This is a genomic window from methane-oxidizing endosymbiont of Gigantopelta aegis, assembly GCF_016097405.1.
Lineage (GTDB): Bacteria > Pseudomonadota > Gammaproteobacteria > Methylococcales > Methylomonadaceae > Methylomarinum.
The window spans coordinates 111,539-126,829 of the sequence record NZ_JAEHGD010000003.1 but is presented as its reverse complement, the minus strand read 5'-3'; the positions used below and the strand labels follow the sequence as shown (position 1 = coordinate 126,829).

Here is a 15,291-nt window from a genome sequence, read left to right as displayed (position 1 = left end):
AAACAAAAAAAATAAAGGCCCTAGAGCCCTAATATTGGCACCAACCCGGGAGCTGGCCATCCAGATTCATAAAGATGCAAAACTGCTGAGCGCTTATCTCGACCTGAATTTCGCGCTGATTTATGGCGGTACCGATTACCAAAAACAACTTAACAACCTGAAAGGAAATGTCGATATTATTATTGGCACACCGGGCCGGATTATCGACTTTTACAAACAAAAAGTATTTACCTTGGACAATATACAGGTCATGGTTATGGATGAAGCCGACCGTATGTTTGACTTAGGCTTCATTAAAGATATCCGCTTTTTACTGCGCCGTATGCCACCGGCTGAGACACGCTTGAATATGCTGTTTTCGGCCACCTTATCCTACAAGGTCACAGAATTAGCTTACGAGCATATGAACAACCCCGTTATTGTCAAAATAGAAACGGAAGAAGTCACCTCGAAAGCGATACAGAAAATCGCCTATTGCCCATCTAATGAACAAAAAATACCCTTGCTTATTGGGTTGTTACAACAACTAAAACCACTTCGCAGTATTATTTTTGTCAACACTAAGCGCTGTGGTGAATTGTTAAATCGTTATCTGCAAGGCAATGATTATCGGGTGGCCCTGCTCAGCGGCGATGTGCCTCAGGACAAACGCCAGCGCTTGCTGAATGACTTTCAGGAAGACCGGGTCAATCTTATGATTGCGACCGATGTCGCCGCACGCGGACTGCATATTCCCGATGTCTCGCATGTATTTAATTACGATCTGCCGCAAGATGTCGAAGATTATGTCCACCGCATCGGCCGGACAGCCCGATTTGGCGCATCAGGCGTTGCAATCAGCTTTATTTGCGAGGAATATGCCTATTCAATGCCGGACATTGAAGACTATATCGGTGAAAAAGTTCCGGTATCGGCTATTACGGATGATATTTTAGCCCAAGACCTGAAACCACCTGCTGCAGAAAAGCGCCGCGAATACCGAAAACAGCCGGGCAACAAACCTGCTCAGGCGCGAAGAAAAAAGCCCCGCTCTACGAAACCGCCGGTAGCGGCAACAAACATCGAAAGTCCTCAATCGAAGGAAACGACTGAATAAGTCTTTTTTCTGCCTGGCTATCTGGCTTGCTGATCGCGATTAGATGCTGCAATCCGTAGTCTTTGGCGGCTGAAAGCACAGCAAGGCTGTCATCCACCAACAAAGCATTCTCAGTCTTAAATGGATACGCCTGCTGCAATGCCGCCCAAAAACCTGGCTGCTCTTTGGCAAAGCCATAATCATGTGAACACACGATGGCATCAAAAAACAAATGCAGCCGGGTCTTATCCATTTTTAACCCCAAACTATCGCGGTGAGCATTGGTCACCAGGATAAGCCTGCGCCCTGAATCACGCACCGCCTGTAAAAATTCAGTAACATGCGGCAGCACGGCAATTAACCCCGAGATTTCCTGTTTCAAGCCGGCAATATCCAGCGCCAACTGCTCACTCCAATAGTCCAGACAATACCACTCGAGTCGCCCCTCCATCGCGGCAAATTTTGGCACAAGCTGCTGCTTAGCCTGCGCCAGGCTGAGGCCATACTGCTCAGCATAGCGCTGTGGCACAAATTCTTTCCAGAAATGATTATCGAAATTCAAATCCAGTAACGTGCCATCCATATCTAATAGAACAGTATCGATTTGCGTCCAATCCAACAACATAATCAACCTTTGGGGGATATACAATGTAAAACGCACCGTCCAGTACTAACACTGAACGGTGCGTTTATCGCTTGTCTGTGAGGCTGTCGGATTTAGGGAAATTCTACTGCGACAGTGGTAAGCCAGCCCATTTTTCCGATCTTTTTCGTTGCGTAGCACCACTATGCGCCTCAAAAAATCAAAAAACTGTGCTCGATTTTCCACTCGTCTCGTCATGAACCCCCTAAACCCGACAACCCCCCTAGCATAATTATTTTGCTTTCAAAATAGCGATTCCTTTCAATAAAGTCAGCGCTTCATGCAGCGGATAATCTTTGACATTCACCTCAGACTCTTTTTTATCGTCGTTTTTATCCACATCAGCCTTATGATCCTTATTGTTTGGATTTGCCAAGTGATGCGATAAATTTGACTCTTTAATCGGCTCAAACTTGGATTCGCCCAATGTTTCCAGCTTGACTCTGGGCAAAGTAATATCCGGTTCGATACCTTCAGCCTGAATAGAACGCCCCGCTGGTGTGTAATAGCGCGCTGTCGTCAGTTTTACCGCGCCGCCATTACTGGTTGGCAAAATAGTCTGTACCGACCCTTTACCAAATGATTTTTCGCCCATAATAATGGCACGATGATGATCTTGCAAAGCTCCCGCAACAATTTCAGAGGCCGAAGCCGACCCTGCATTGATCAATACCACGATTGGCGCACCATTGAGCACATCATCGGGCTCTGCGTTAAACCGCATTTCTGAATTTTTAATTCGGCCTTTGGTATAAACAATCAACCCTTTGTCCAAAAAGGCATCGCTCACATCAACCGCAGCATTCAACACGCCACCCGGGTTGTTTCTCAAATCCAGCACCAAGCCTTTCAATGCACCTTTATTTTCTTTTTTCAGGGCATCAATCGCCTCGAGCAAGTTTTCACCGGTTCTGGACTGGAAACTACTGATTCGCACATAACCAAACCCTTTTTCCAACATTCTCTGCTTGACACTTTTAACTTTGATAATCGCACGAGTGATTTTTATTTTAAGCGGTGCCTGTTCACCTTCCCGAATAATCGTCAACTCGATATCGGTACCGGGTTCTCCGCGCATGATTTTGACCGCTTCACCCAAGGTCATGCCCTTAACCGGCTTCTCATTCAGCCTGACGATTAAATCACCCGCCTTGACACCTGCCCGCTGAGCCGGGGTATCATCAATCGGTGAAACGACCTTAACAAAGCCATTTTCCATAGTGACCTCAATACCTAAGCCACCGAATTGGCCGGTGGTGCCTTCTTTAAGTTCTTTAAAGTGCTCTGCATCCAGGTATGCGGAGTGAGGATCTAATGATTCCAACATGCCTCTGACCGCACCTTCCAGCAGTTTTTTATCCGATACAGGCTCAACATAATCGCGTTTGATCCGGCCAAACACCTCTGAAAATGTTCGCAACTCCTCAAAAGGCAAGCTATCGACCGCTTCACTCGAGGTCACCGTATTTTCTTTATCGGCAAACACACTGCTGCAGGTACTGATAAAAACGCCCAGTAAAAAGCTCAGCGTTATAATTAAAATATTATTTCGATTTAGCATGTAAAAAACTCCATAACCCTGATGATTGACTAAGGATATGCGATGAACTCGACATTCCCCTAAGTTGTATTTCCTTTGTGTAATTTGCGACACCATTTAACCGGATTAAGCGGCCGCTTTTTTTTCCGGATACCAAAATATAGCGCAGACTGGCTGCGCCCGCCACTTTGCCCGACAGCCGCGATCACGTCACCGGCCTCGACCCAGTCACCTTTACTCTTAAACAGGCTCTGATTGAAGGCGTATAATGTCATATAGCCTTGCCCATGATCAATAATCGTCAACAAGCCATACCCCCGCAGCCAATCCGCATAGACAATCCGCCCACGCGTCACCGCATGAACATTAGCACCTTCTCGCGCCCCAATCAGGACACCATCCCAGCGACCTTCCACGCGCTTATCGCCAAACTTATGAATAATTTTACCCCGCACCGGCCACGGTAGCTTGTGCTTCAATTGAGCAAACGGTTTACCCGGCACTTCCTCAAACGGAAAATCATCTTGTTGTCGCTGCAGCTTTTCAATCAACGCCCTTAATTGCTGCTCATTCTGTTTTAACTGCGCTAATTCAGCTTTTTTTGACACGAATTGGCGTTTAATTTCGGCCAGCGTTTGTTCTCGTTGCCGTTTAAGCCGACGCAATTGTTCCAGATCCTGCTTACGCTGAACCAATGCCTTGGCTAACGTTGTCTTTTTTTGCGCTTGCTCGGCTTGTAATTGCTGCAACTGCTTGACTTGTGTCTCGATAAAGCGAATTTTGTCTAATCGAGCCTTATTCAAATAGCCATAATAAACCAGAATTCGACTGGATAATACCGGGTCTTGCTGATTGAAAATCACTTTCAGTCGTTCATGCCGCCCCATGGCATAGGCCGCCCGTATCTGTTTTTCCAATGCATTTTTTTCATCTTGAATATGACGTCGTATCTCCGCCATTTGCAACCCGATCTGTTTCAGCCTTTTCCGCTGACGGGCAATGTTTTGCTTTAATTGTCGCACCTCTCTGAACACAACCCCGACGTCCTTTTCTTGGCGTCGTAACAACGCAATCAGTTTCTTTTGTCGTGCTTGTAACTGATGAACATCACGATCGAGTTGTTTGATATTTTTATGTAGTTGCGTTAATGCCTCTTGTTTCTCACCGAGACTGTCTGCTGCCAACGCAGACGATAAACAGGCTGACAATAATAGAATATAAAAATAAACGCGTATCGAGGTTTGCCTTGTCTCGACCTCCTCAACACGATTGCCTGGGACGTAGCTCATAGAAAGAAATAAAGTACCGACGCTGGAATATCCCTTTCCCAGCGTTGTGGTTCGACAGACAAGTCGGCTACAGACTGACCAATGACTTACCGGTCATTTCGACAGGCTGCTCAATGCCTAAAATAGCCAGCATACTTGGCGCAAGGTCAGCCAGATTACCATTCTCGGCCAATGGCCCTTTACCGCCAAAATGAACCAATGGCACTTTATTGGTGGTATGCGCCGTATGCGGTTGCCGCGTGACAGGGTCGATCATCTGCTCGATATTGCCATGGTCAGCGGTTAATAACATTTGTCCACCGACTTCCGTCAAGGCGTCGGTAACCTGCTGCAAACACTGGTCGATTGTTTCAACGGCCTTCAGTGCTGCTTCATAATTACCCGTATGCCCCACCATATCGCAATTGGCATAATTACAGATAATCACATCGAATTTTTGCCCTTTAATGGCATCGACCAGATGCCGCGTCACTTCCGGCGCGCTCATTTCCGGCTGCATATCATAGGTTCTCACCTGTGGCGAAGGCACTAAAATCCGCTCTTCTCCATCGAAAGCCAGATCCCGCCCCCCATTGAGAAAAAATGTGACATGGGCATATTTTTCGGTTTCTGCCAATCTCAACTGCGTCATTCCTTTAAGCGACAAGACTTCGCCGATGCTGTTTTTGACATCAATCGGTGGAAATGCGACAGGAAAATCAAAATCCTGATGATATTCGGTCAACGTGGCGTAATAGCCCCGTAATGGTTCGGCCTTACGATCAAATTCCTTAAAGTCAACTTCCGTCAATGCGCGTGAAATCTCTCGTGCTCTGTCGGCGCGAAAATTCATAAAGACAACAGAATCATCCGGTTCAATCACGGCGATAGTCTCATTTTCATCAAGAATGGCACTCGGTGAGACAAACTCATCGGTTTCATCACGATCATATGCCGCCTGCAAAGCATCCAGCGCAGAATGATAACGATAATCGGTTTCGCCACGCACCAGCAATTTATAGGCCTGCTCGACGCGTTCCCAGCGATTGTCGCGATCCATCACATAAAAGCGACCAATCAGCGTCGAAATACGCCCAACGCCTAATTCGGAAAATTTGGCTTCTGCACGTTCAATAGATTCTGCAGCGCTTTTAGGCGGCACATCCCGACCATCGAGAAACGCATGTAAATAGATTTTTTTCAAGCCGCGCTTTGCCGCTAACTCCAGCATCGCAAAAATCTGGCCCTCATGGCTGTGCACACCGCCCGGCGACAACAATCCCATAATATGCAGTGCCTTATCTTTTTTGATTGCCTGGTCTACAGCTTCGCATAAGACTGGATTTTCAAAAAAACTGCCGTCGAGAATGGCCTGGTTCACGCGCGACAATTCTTGTCTCAGCAACCGTCCCGCACCAATATGCAAATGTCCGACTTCGGAATTACCCATTTGTTGGTCAGGCAAGCCCACGACATCACCTGAACAATCCAGGGTTGTCATCGGACTGGAGGCTTTCAGATTATCCCAGCATGGCGTGTTGGCATTCGCAATCGCATTGTAATCCGTCTCCTGCCTGCAACCGAAGCCATCTAAAATTAATAACAATAGCGGTTTAGGTCTGTTAGACATTATGTATAAACTCCCAATTAAAATATGTCACGCTCGACATGAAAGAAACAAAAACACAAAAAACACATTCATTTTGTTCTATTACACCGCATTACGGCAAATGCCTACATAAAATAAGCATTCTCGTATATAATAGACCGTTAATAAGCTAATAAAGCGCCAAATCCTTTTTATTATAGCAACACCCGCGTCTGATTTCTCTTTCAAGCCCTATAAATCACTCGACTTGCCGAAAATCAGCCGGTTACTTTTTTAACAACACTTTCAAATTTATGTCATCAGGAAACTTTATGGCCGAAAAACTAGACGACCCAATCCTATATAACGATGAAGATATCAATCGCGCGGCGCGCTGCCTTAAAGCCATGTCGCACCCACTACGTCTCAAAATTCTTTGCGTATTGGGCAGTCAGAAAATCAGCGTTCAACAAATCGTCGAACATGTCGGAACCAGTCAAAGTAATATTTCCCAGCATCTTGCCATTTTACGGGAAAAAGATATTTTAGGCTGCGAAAAACAAGCTAACCGGGTCTATTACTATATTGACGATGAAAGAATGCTTCAGTTGATACGGCTTATGCGGGAAGTTTTCTGTACAACCTGTTAGAACGACTATTTCAGCAACTTTATGCATATCATCCAACAAAGAAAAATGGATGCCACACTAGGCTTTTTAGCCTATTCTCGTTATACTTCGTGAGCTCGTTGAACAGGAAGGGCGCTCGTCAATAGGGTGACCAACACGTCCGTTGAACTTCCTTTCCAGACACCTAACCAACATTCATTTAACATCATGGATCAATATATTGAATTTGCTTCCAATCACTACTTATTGGTTTTAGCACTTGCCACCGTGACATTCCTGTTAATTCAGGACTTTATCGACAACACCCTCGCGCCGTTCAAACGGATTTCGCCGTTGACGGCCGTCACAAAAATGAACAGTGAGGAGGTCATTATTATTGATGTCAGAGAACCTCACGAATTCATTAAAGGTCATATCGAAGGCGCGATCAATATTCCGCTGGGCAAATTCGACGAAAAAATCAACACCTTAGAAAAATACAAAGACAAAAGCATTCTGGTTGTTTGCCAGTCTGGCACCCGCTCTACACCGGCTTGCAAAAGCCTGATTAAAGCTGGCTTCAACAAGGTTTTCAGCTTGACAGGTGGCATGCAGTCCTGGGAAGACAACAAGCTTCCAATCCGATTGGAAAGTAAAAAAGCTTCTTAAACCTTTTTAACCACATCAACGTAAAATCATGGCTGAAAATACCACAAACGAAGAAAAACAATTTTCCATTCAGAAAATTTACACCAAAGACATTTCTTTCGAAACACCCAACGCGCCACAAATTTTCACCGGCCAATGGGAGCCTGCTGTTGACTTTAACCTCAGCACCCATGCTGAGCCGCTAGAAGACTCGATGTACGATGTCAACCTGACGATTACGGTTACCGTAAAAACCAATGATCAAACCGCTTATCTGGTTGAAGTCAAACAGGCCGGCATTTTCTCATTAGCCGGTTTTTCTGAGCAGGAGATGGGGCCTATGCTTGCCAGCTTCTGCCCAAACATTCTATTCCCTTACGCGCGTGAAGTGGTGTCTGACCTGGTTACCAAAGGCGGTTTTCCTCAACTGCTTCTGGCACCAGTCAATTTTGATGCCCTTTATCAACAACATCTGCAACAAGCGCAGAAACAAGCCGCAGGTTCCGATACACTGAATTGATATGGGTAAACGCCTTACCGTTCTAGGTGCCGGTTCATGGGGAACGGCGCTGGCTCTGCAGGCCGCAAAAAATGGCTGCGACACCTTACTCTGGGGACACGATCCGGCGCATATCCAAAAACTCGCTTCAGATCGCGCCAATATGCGTTATCTACCGGATATTCCGTTTCCCAAAAACCTGCAGCTAACCGCTAACCTGGAGCAGGCGACCCATTTTAGCCAAACACTGTTGATTGTCGTCCCCAGTCATGCTTTTAAAACAACACTGGAACACATCAAACCCTTTTTAAGTCAAACCAGTCAAATTGCCTGGGCGACAAAAGGCTTCAATCCAAAAGATGGCTCCCTCTTACACCAACTCGTTGAGCAGGTTTTAAGCCCAACGTTGGCAAAAGCGGTTTTATCCGGGCCGACCTTTGCGCGCGAAGTGGCGCTTGGCCTGCCCACGGCAGTCACTATTGCATCAGATTCGGCTGAATTTTCCGATCATTTATCCCTTCTTTTACATAACCCCAGTTTCCGCATCTATACCAGCACCGACATCATTGGCGTTGAAATCGGCGGGGCGGTCAAAAATGTTTTAGCGATTGCCGCAGGTATCGCCGATGGCTTAGGATTTGGCGCTAACACCCGCTCGGCGCTCATTACCCGTGGTTTGAATGAAATGATTCGTTTAGGCCTGAAGCTAAACGGGCAACCCGACACATTTATGGGCCTGGCAGGCCTTGGCGATCTGATTTTAACCTGCACGGATGATCAATCCCGCAATCGTCGCCTGGGGCTTGCATTAGGAAAAGGGGTCAGCCGACAAGATGCGCTCGAACAGATTCAACAGCATGTTGAAGGTGTTTCTGCTGCACAGGAAACCTGGCATCTAGCGCAAAAACTAAGGGTTGAAATGCCAATTACAGAACAAACCTACCGCGTGTTGTATGAAAATCTCGACCCTAAGCAGGCAGTACATAACCTGCTAACACGGGAACAAAAAGCTGAAATAGCAGGCTGATTAGCTCTATTAGCCTATATTCGCTGAATCTGCTTAGGGGCTGTTGACACCAGTAAAATTCATATGGCCGTTGATGCCTGTGGTCTTCCTATTCATTTCTCAGTGACAGGCGGCGAAGTTCATGACTGTAAAGAAGCACCGAAATTAGTTGCAGAGCTCCCAAAAGGTGACTATATAGTTGCTGACAGAGGCTATGACAGTGAAGCATTACGTCTTCAAATTAAAGACAAAGGGGCTGTTCCTGTTATCCCAAGAAAAAGAATTCAACTCGGGGAAATGATGAAATGGATTGGTGTCTCTACAAATATCGCCATCTCGTTGAAAATGTGTTTGCAAGACTTAAGCATTTCAGAGCGATCGCCACGCGATATGACAAACTCAAACGAAATTTTGAAGGCTCTATCGCTCTGGCTTGCGCCTTTTTATGGTTACCTATGTGAAATGGCAACAGCCCCTAATCGCATTTTGGCGTTAATGAATGACGCCAGTAATGTGACTCTTTATCAAAGATACGACGACTTTCAATCGGCCCCCAGCTTCCGGCCGGATAAGTTGCAATATAATCCCGTTCTTCCGACCACTTTTGTAGAACTGGATCGACGATACGCCAGGACCACTCGACTTCATCCCAGCGTAAAAACAGAGAACGGTCGCCTTGAATAACATCCAACAATAAATCTTCATAAGCGTCGGTATGGTGATCATTATCATTCCGATAACCGGCATCTAGACTGGTCACCCGCGTACTCATTTCCAACCCCGGCTCTTTCACCACGATTTCCATACGGATGCATTCTTCCGGCTGAATCCCCAGCAACAGCCAGTTCGGATTGGGACAACGCACCTGAGTGTCACGAAAAAACTGTAGCGGTGGCTGACGAAAACAGATAGAAATCACCGATTGCGCTTTAGCCATGCGTTTTCCGGTACGCATATAAATCGGCACATCTTTCCAGCGCCAGTTATCCACATAAAGCTTCAATGCCGCATAGGTTTCGGTGACGCTGTCTTCGGCGACATTATCCTCCTCCCGATAGCTTTTTACCCGTTCACCATGAATATTGCCGCTCCCATACTGTGCTCGAAAGGCGCATGCATTCACGGCTTCTTTGCTAATCGGCCGAATCGACTTCAATACTTTGACTTTCTCATCGCGCAAGGCCTCGGCCTCCATCGATGCTGGCGGCTCCATCGTCACCAGCGCCAACAACTGCATTAAATGGCTCTGCAACATATCCCGTAAAGCTCCCGCACCTTCATAATAATGGGCGCGACTGCCAATACCGAGCTCTTCGGAATGGGTGATTTGAATATGATCGATATAATGCCGATTCCATAACGGCTCCAGCATGGTATTAGCAAAGCGGAACACCAACAGATTTTGCACCATGCCCTTACCTAGATAATGGTCAATCCGGTAAATCTGTTCTTCGCGTAAGAATTTACTGATGCGTCGCTGTAAGGCTTGCGAACTTAACAAATCATAACCGAAAGGTTTCTCGATAATGATACGGCTCCAGTTGCCATCTTCGTCCAGCAAGCCGACCTGACTCAGGCTTTCAATGACGGCACCAAAATCCGAGGGACTGATGGCTAGATAAAATGCCCGATTAACGGGAAAATCACTCTGGCTCAATAATTCAGCCAAGCCGGTATAGCATTCGGCTTGATTTAAATCGCCTTTATGAAACACCATGCGTTCACAAAAGCGACGAAAAACCACCTCATCCAGGCCTTGACGCACTTTAGCTTCCAGCATTTTACGAACTTCATCGCACCAGTGCTGCTGCGTCCAGTCGCGCCGCCCGACAGCCACAATGCGCGTCCCTTCAGGCAATAACGCCTCACAATCTAAGTGGTACAACGCAGGCATCAGTTTTACCTGAGACAAGTTACCAGTCGCACCAAAAATCACATAAGTACACGCTTCTGCTTTCATTTTCATTGCCCTAAACGCTGTAAGTGGTCGATGCAGTTTTGCCGCCATGTCCAGTCCAATCGGTATGAAAGAATTCACCGCGTGGCCGATCGATCCGCTCATAAGAATGCGCACCAAAATAATCCCGCTGCGCCTGCAACAGGTTGGCCGGCAGACGCTCACTGCGATAGCCGTCAAAATAAGCCAGAGCAGAAGAGAATGCCGGTGTCGGTACATTCAACTCAATCGCGAGAATGACCGCTTTACGCCAGCCAGTATCGGCAGCGCGCATAGCATCGGCAAAAAAATCAGCCAACAGTAAATTGCTCAATTCAGGGTCAGCATCATAAGCGGCTTTAATATCACCTAAAAAGCGACTGCGGATAATACAGCCACCGCGCCACATCAGCGCAATCTCACCATAATTTAGCGCCCACTGATATTCTTTCGCCGCCTCCCGCATCAACTGAAAACCTTGGGCGTAGGAAATAATTTTAGACGCATACAGCGCATCATGAATCGTCGCCACGGCTGTTTCAACATCCCCTGCAAAGGCGGCAGGCTGTTTGGGCAATACCGATGCGGCATAGACGCGCTCATCTTTTTGCGCAGACAGACAGCGCGCAAACACCGCCTCTGCAATCAGAGTTAGCGGAATCCCTAAATCTAGCGCATTGATACCGGTCCATTTTCCGGTACCTTTTTGGCCAGCCGTATCTAAAATACTATCAACCAAGGGGAGTCCATTTTCATCCTTGTAAGCCAGGATGTTGGCGGTAATTTCGACCAGATATGAATCCAACACCCCCTTGTTCCATTCGGAAAACGTTTTCTGAATATCATCGATGCTTAACCCTAAGCCCTCGTGCATCAGTTGGTAGGCTTCAGAAATCAATTGCATATCACCATATTCAATACCGTTATGCACCATCTTGACGTAATGCCCGGCGCCATTTTCGCCGACCCAGTGACAACAGGGTTCACCGTCTACTTTGGCGCTAATCGCCTGAAAGATGGGTTTGACCGCAGGCCAGGCGTCTTTATTGCCTCCTGGCATAATCGAAGGCCCGTGACGCGCACCTTCTTCGCCACCTGAAACGCCCGCGCCGATAAATAAAATGCCTTTTTCGCGCAAATATTGAGTACGTCGATTGGTGTCGGTAAACAAAGAATTGCCGCCATCAATGATAATATCGCCTTCTGACAATAAAGGCAGTAGCTTTTCGATATAAATATCGACGACTTCACCGGCTTTAACCATTAACATGATGCGCTTAGGCGATTCTAGCTTATCGACCAATTGTTGCAGCGAATGACAGCCGATGACTTGGGTATTTTTAGCCGGCCCGTTAAGAAACTCGTCTACCCTGGCCGTTGTCCGATTATAAACCGCTACCTTGAAACCATGATCATTCATATTCAAGACCAGGTTCTGCCCCATGACCGCCAGGCCAATCAATCCGATATCTGCTTTCATTATGCGCTCTTCACTCAGGTTAAAGACTTGATTCTAGCATGCAGACTGCTTATTTCGAACCCGAAGCATGACTTTCAACGCGGCGGATAAAATCAGCCAGTCTTAAGGGCGACTGCAAGGCATTCTCATCGATGAGCGGCAGAGTCGGAAAACACGCTTGCAGCCAAGCCGCAAAAAGACCGCGGCCATTTCGATACTGGCCCAGTTTACCCGTCAGTTTGGTACCCGCCAGTCCACAACTAGGCGAACGAGCTTTCAATACAAAGCCATCTAAAGCCTGAAAGATAGAAAAGCGCTGCTCAAAACTGTGTCGCAGAGCGTCTGTCATATCCCGCTCCGGCTGATCGACTTGCACACAGCGAACCAATCCTGCCTGTTCGACCAAGTGAATCGCTGGCCGTGGAACCCCCATCCCCGCCGCCATTTCCGGGCAAAATGATTGCAGTTGGAAATGGCGTTTTAATTCGCCAATCAAATCAGCTTGATATTGATGATCACCGTCATAGCGTACCCGCTCTCCCAGCAAACAAGCGCTGATACCGACACAAGGCTTAGACGGCGGTACTGATGCCACCAAACACCTCAACCAGACGCGGTAAAAAATGTGATAACTCCATCGACATGATGGCAAAATCTGCATCAAAGCGCTCTGCATCGCTGTTGGTTTCCACATCGGCGACCTGATCCTGAATTAAATCCAGGAATTTCAAACGCTTTACAGCCAGGTTTTCATCCAGCACAAAACTGAGTCGGTCCGCCCAACTTAACGCCAGCTTGATCACGAGCTTGTCATTTTGCAGATGATTGAGAATTTCCGGCGCGCGTAAATCATGCCGTTTACAACGAATAATGCTACCTTCATCCGATTGCGAACGTAACTCACACTCATCCTCTATCACCCAATCGCTCGGTTCGGTTTGATTGAGCAACCAATCGGTCATAATCAATGCCGGTTTTTCCGCCGTTGTCAGTGGCACTACCGGCAAGGAACCCAGACATTGGCGCAATAAGCTGAGTAAATCCTCGGCCTTTTTTGGCGTTGCCGCATCCACTACGATCCAGCCGCCTTTAGGGTCGATATAAGCATAGGTTTTTCGTGAAAACGCAAAGGCGCGGGGTAGTAATTCAAAAATAAGCTCGTCCTTCAAGCGCGATTTTTCCTTGCCCGATAATTTCCGCGCTTCTTTTTCTTCCAGCTCTGCTACACGTTCCTGCAACATTTCATTGATTACCGCAGGCGGAATTACTTTTTCTTCTTTTTTGGCGCACAGCATAATAAACCCATTGCTTGCATGCACCAATGGCTGCTCAATGCCGCCTAATGGGGAGGTCCAGCCAAACCGACTCATATCCTGTTTTCCGCAGGGATGAAAACGCTTGTCTGCCAGTTTTTCCTCCACATCATCCGCAGTGAGTGTAAAAGGTTCGTTAAAACGGTAAACTGTCAGGTTCTTAAACCACATCATCATTTCCAGCAACTAAAAGGGCGCGTATTATCGCAAAATTTATCCCGTGAACGTCAAAAGTTTTTCATACATTGCAGATCCTCAGGCTAAAATTCTGATTCTAGGCTCCATGCCCGGCGTCATGTCACTTGAACGGCAGCAATATTATGCCCACCCGCGCAACAGTTTTTGGCCGATTATGTTGAACCTGCTCAAGCTGCCATCTGATTTGAGCTACTCTGAAAAAACACAGGCCTTAATGCAGCATTACATTGCTCTTTGGGATGTGCTGCAAAGCTGTATTCGTCCCGGTAGTCTCGATAGTGCTATCGACATGAGCAGCGTAGCGATAAATGATTTTAATCATTTTTTTCGGTGCCACCCCCAAATTCAGGCGGTATTCTTTAATGGTCAAAAAGCCGAATCGGTGTTTCAGAAACGTGTTTTACCTCATTTATCATCAGAATTGCAAAAACTAACATTTCAACGTTTGCCATCAACCAGCCCTGCTCATGCCGCTTTATCTTTTAATGACAAGTTAAATCAGTGGCGTACCATATTGCAATTTTTGCCATCCAACAAATATGATAAGCTGATGACTTAATCGAAATTCGAAGTCATCATGCAACAATCACAGTCACCAGCGAACCAGGCCTTCATTCTGGGGTTCTTTATTTTTTTAGGTCTAGCTTCACTGGGCTTTTTCATAACTCAGGCAACCCTGGATTTCAAATCATTTGAACGCAGCGTCCGAGTCAAAGGCCTATCAGAGCGCGAATACCCGGCCGATATTGTCATTTGGCCCATTCAATTTGTCGCAGCCGATAATAAGCTGACGAGGTTATATGACACGATTGAGAAAAACAACGCTAAAATCCGGGCTTTTTTATTATTGAATGGTATAACCGATGAGGAAATCAGCTTTTCACCGCCGATGATTGTGGATAGAGTTGCTAATCAATACGGGCCACAACGTGCCGAGTTTCGCTATAGCGCAACCCAAACGGTCACCGTTTATTCCAAACAGGTCAAAAAGGTTCGTTCGCTGATGAATAAACTGTCCGAGTTAGGCAAACAGGGCATTGCCTTTACCGCCGGTGATTATCAATCCCAGGTCAACTATCTCTTCACGCGCTTGAATCAAATCAAGCCGGCGATGATAGCAGAAGCCACCACTAAAGCCCGCGAAGTGGCGCAAAAATTCGCGGAAGACTCGAACAGTCTCTTAGGCAAAATAAAAACCGCGTCACAAGGGCGTTTTTCGATCAGCCCGCGTGATCAAAATAACCCGCATATTAAAAAAATCCGGGTCGTTTCAACCATTGAATATTATCTTTCAGACTAAATACTATGGAATCTACAAACTGGGAAAATATCATCGTCGGCATTCTGGCCATCGGTATCGTATTTTGGATGTGGCCTGGGGTTAAACAAACTATGGCACAAAGCCAACAGGCCGAAAAAGACTGGCCGGGTTTTTTAATTCCACTGGCGGCCGTTGCGCTGTTTATTGTTTTTTTAATTTACATGGCAGCCAATTAATTGCCTTGTTACT

The 15,291-nt window shown here is 46.6% G+C and carries 16 protein-coding genes and 1 pseudogene; 9 read left to right on the top strand and 8 right to left on the bottom strand.

From position 1 onward, the window contains the following. A partial coding sequence (locus JEU20_RS14480; RefSeq protein WP_198246850.1) for a helicase-related protein occupies positions 1–1,096 on the top strand: 1,096 nt, incomplete at its 5' end. Here the strand turns inward: JEU20_RS14480 and yrfG are convergent. The 4 genes from yrfG to gpmI all read right to left on the bottom strand — a co-directional run bounded on the left by yrfG (position 1,032) and on the right by gpmI (position 6,156). After that, positions 1,032–1,697: a GMP/IMP nucleotidase gene (gene yrfG / locus JEU20_RS14475; protein WP_198246860.1), complete on the bottom strand. Its 666-nt coding sequence runs from the start codon at positions 1,695–1,697 to the stop codon at positions 1,032–1,034. The genes JEU20_RS14480 and yrfG overlap by 65 nt on opposite strands. Before the next feature lie 253 nt (positions 1,698–1,950). Further along, positions 1,951–3,279 (bottom strand): S41 family peptidase, encoded by a 1,329-nt coding sequence (locus JEU20_RS14470; RefSeq protein ID WP_198246849.1) that lies wholly within the window; start codon positions 3,277–3,279, stop codon positions 1,951–1,953. Between the two features lie 59 nt (positions 3,280–3,338). Beyond that, on the bottom strand, positions 3,339–4,547 hold the full coding sequence (locus JEU20_RS14465; protein WP_198246848.1) for a murein hydrolase activator EnvC family protein: 1,209 nt from the start codon (positions 4,545–4,547) through the stop codon (positions 3,339–3,341). Between the two features lie 67 nt (positions 4,548–4,614). Then, positions 4,615–6,156: a 2,3-bisphosphoglycerate-independent phosphoglycerate mutase gene (gpmI, locus tag JEU20_RS14460; protein ID WP_198246847.1), complete on the bottom strand. Its 1,542-nt coding sequence runs from the start codon at positions 6,154–6,156 to the stop codon at positions 4,615–4,617. A gap of 290 nt (positions 6,157–6,446) precedes the next feature. On the opposite strand from gpmI, the gene JEU20_RS14455 reads away from it, so the two are divergent. The 5 genes and pseudogenes from JEU20_RS14455 to JEU20_RS14435 all read left to right on the top strand — a co-directional run. Further along, entirely contained in the window at positions 6,447–6,764 is a 318-nt protein-coding gene (locus JEU20_RS14455) for an ArsR/SmtB family transcription factor (RefSeq protein ID WP_198246846.1), read from the top strand. 186 nt (positions 6,765–6,950) lie between these two features. Then, on the top strand, positions 6,951–7,391 hold the full coding sequence (locus JEU20_RS14450; RefSeq protein ID WP_198246845.1) for a rhodanese-like domain-containing protein: 441 nt from the start codon (positions 6,951–6,953) through the stop codon (positions 7,389–7,391). Between the two features lie 28 nt (positions 7,392–7,419). Beyond that, complete coding sequence (gene secB / locus JEU20_RS14445; protein ID WP_198246844.1) at positions 7,420–7,890, top strand: protein-export chaperone SecB; 471 nt, start codon at positions 7,420–7,422, stop codon at positions 7,888–7,890. A gap of 1 nt (position 7,891) precedes the next feature. Then, positions 7,892–8,896: an NAD(P)H-dependent glycerol-3-phosphate dehydrogenase gene (locus JEU20_RS14440; RefSeq protein ID WP_198246843.1), complete on the top strand. Its 1,005-nt coding sequence runs from the start codon at positions 7,892–7,894 to the stop codon at positions 8,894–8,896. A 39-nt stretch (positions 8,897–8,935) separates the two neighbouring features. After that, positions 8,936–9,336, top strand: a pseudogene (locus JEU20_RS14435) (IS5 family transposase); the annotation flags it as partial. A 14-nt stretch (positions 9,337–9,350) separates the two neighbouring features. Here the strand turns inward: JEU20_RS14435 and zwf are convergent. From zwf to rdgC, 4 genes are read right to left on the bottom strand one after another with little or no spacing between them, the layout of a single operon-like run. Continuing rightward, a complete protein-coding gene (gene zwf / locus JEU20_RS14430) occupies positions 9,351–10,835 on the bottom strand; it encodes a glucose-6-phosphate dehydrogenase (RefSeq protein WP_198246842.1) in 1,485 nt (494 codons plus the stop codon). Positions 10,836–10,845: 10 nt separating this feature from the next. Continuing rightward, the gene (gnd, locus tag JEU20_RS14425) at positions 10,846–12,291 is read right to left on the bottom strand and encodes a decarboxylating NADP(+)-dependent phosphogluconate dehydrogenase (RefSeq protein ID WP_198246841.1); all 1,446 of its coding nucleotides are present in this window, start codon (positions 12,289–12,291) and stop codon (positions 10,846–10,848) included. A gap of 49 nt (positions 12,292–12,340) precedes the next feature. After that, positions 12,341–12,865, bottom strand: coding sequence for a 2-thiouracil desulfurase family protein (locus tag JEU20_RS14420; protein ID WP_198246840.1), 525 nt, complete (start codon positions 12,863–12,865; stop codon positions 12,341–12,343). Next, positions 12,843–13,754, bottom strand: a complete 912-nt coding sequence (rdgC, locus tag JEU20_RS14415) for a recombination-associated protein RdgC (protein WP_198246859.1) — start codon at positions 13,752–13,754, stop codon at positions 12,843–12,845. The genes JEU20_RS14420 and rdgC overlap by 23 nt, the downstream gene beginning before the upstream one ends. Before the next feature lie 49 nt (positions 13,755–13,803). Here rdgC and JEU20_RS14410 point away from each other — a divergent pair, with 49 nt between their 5' ends. Genes JEU20_RS14410 through JEU20_RS14400 form a run of 3 tightly spaced genes read left to right on the top strand, consistent with a single transcriptional unit; the run spans position 13,804 to position 15,278 of the window. Continuing rightward, on the top strand, positions 13,804–14,340 hold the full coding sequence (locus JEU20_RS14410; RefSeq protein ID WP_198246839.1) for a DNA-deoxyinosine glycosylase: 537 nt from the start codon (positions 13,804–13,806) through the stop codon (positions 14,338–14,340). 18 nt (positions 14,341–14,358) lie between these two features. Beyond that, a complete protein-coding gene (locus JEU20_RS14405; RefSeq protein ID WP_198246838.1) occupies positions 14,359–15,081 on the top strand; it encodes an SIMPL domain-containing protein in 723 nt (240 codons plus the stop codon). 5 nt (positions 15,082–15,086) lie between these two features. Beyond that, a complete protein-coding gene (locus JEU20_RS14400; RefSeq protein WP_198246837.1) occupies positions 15,087–15,278 on the top strand; it encodes a hypothetical protein in 192 nt (63 codons plus the stop codon). Positions 15,279–15,291: the final 13 nt, after the last annotated feature.

Bases quoted from the DNA above. Each gene is read 5' to 3' on its own strand.
- JEU20_RS14470 (WP_198246849.1), bottom strand. From the start codon at position 3,279: ATGCTAAATCGAAATAATATTTTAATTATAACGCTGAGCTTTTTACTG.
- JEU20_RS14465 (WP_198246848.1), bottom strand. From the start codon at position 4,547: ATGAGCTACGTCCCAGGCAATCGTGTTGAGGAGGTCGAGACAAGGCAA.
- gpmI (WP_198246847.1), bottom strand. From the start codon at position 6,156: ATGTCTAACAGACCTAAACCGCTATTGTTATTAATTTTAGATGGCTTC.
- JEU20_RS14455 (WP_198246846.1), top strand. From the start codon at position 6,447: ATGGCCGAAAAACTAGACGACCCAATCCTATATAACGATGAAGATATC.
- JEU20_RS14450 (WP_198246845.1), top strand. From the start codon at position 6,951: ATGGATCAATATATTGAATTTGCTTCCAATCACTACTTATTGGTTTTA.
- secB (WP_198246844.1), top strand. From the start codon at position 7,420: ATGGCTGAAAATACCACAAACGAAGAAAAACAATTTTCCATTCAGAAA.
- JEU20_RS14440 (WP_198246843.1), top strand. From the start codon at position 7,892: ATGGGTAAACGCCTTACCGTTCTAGGTGCCGGTTCATGGGGAACGGCG.
- zwf (WP_198246842.1), bottom strand. From the start codon at position 10,835: ATGAAAGCAGAAGCGTGTACTTATGTGATTTTTGGTGCGACTGGTAAC.
- gnd (WP_198246841.1), bottom strand. From the start codon at position 12,291: ATGAAAGCAGATATCGGATTGATTGGCCTGGCGGTCATGGGGCAGAAC.
- rdgC (WP_198246859.1), bottom strand. From the start codon at position 13,754: ATGTGGTTTAAGAACCTGACAGTTTACCGTTTTAACGAACCTTTTACA.
- JEU20_RS14405 (WP_198246838.1), top strand. From the start codon at position 14,359: ATGCAACAATCACAGTCACCAGCGAACCAGGCCTTCATTCTGGGGTTC.
- JEU20_RS14400 (WP_198246837.1), top strand. From the start codon at position 15,087: ATGGAATCTACAAACTGGGAAAATATCATCGTCGGCATTCTGGCCATC.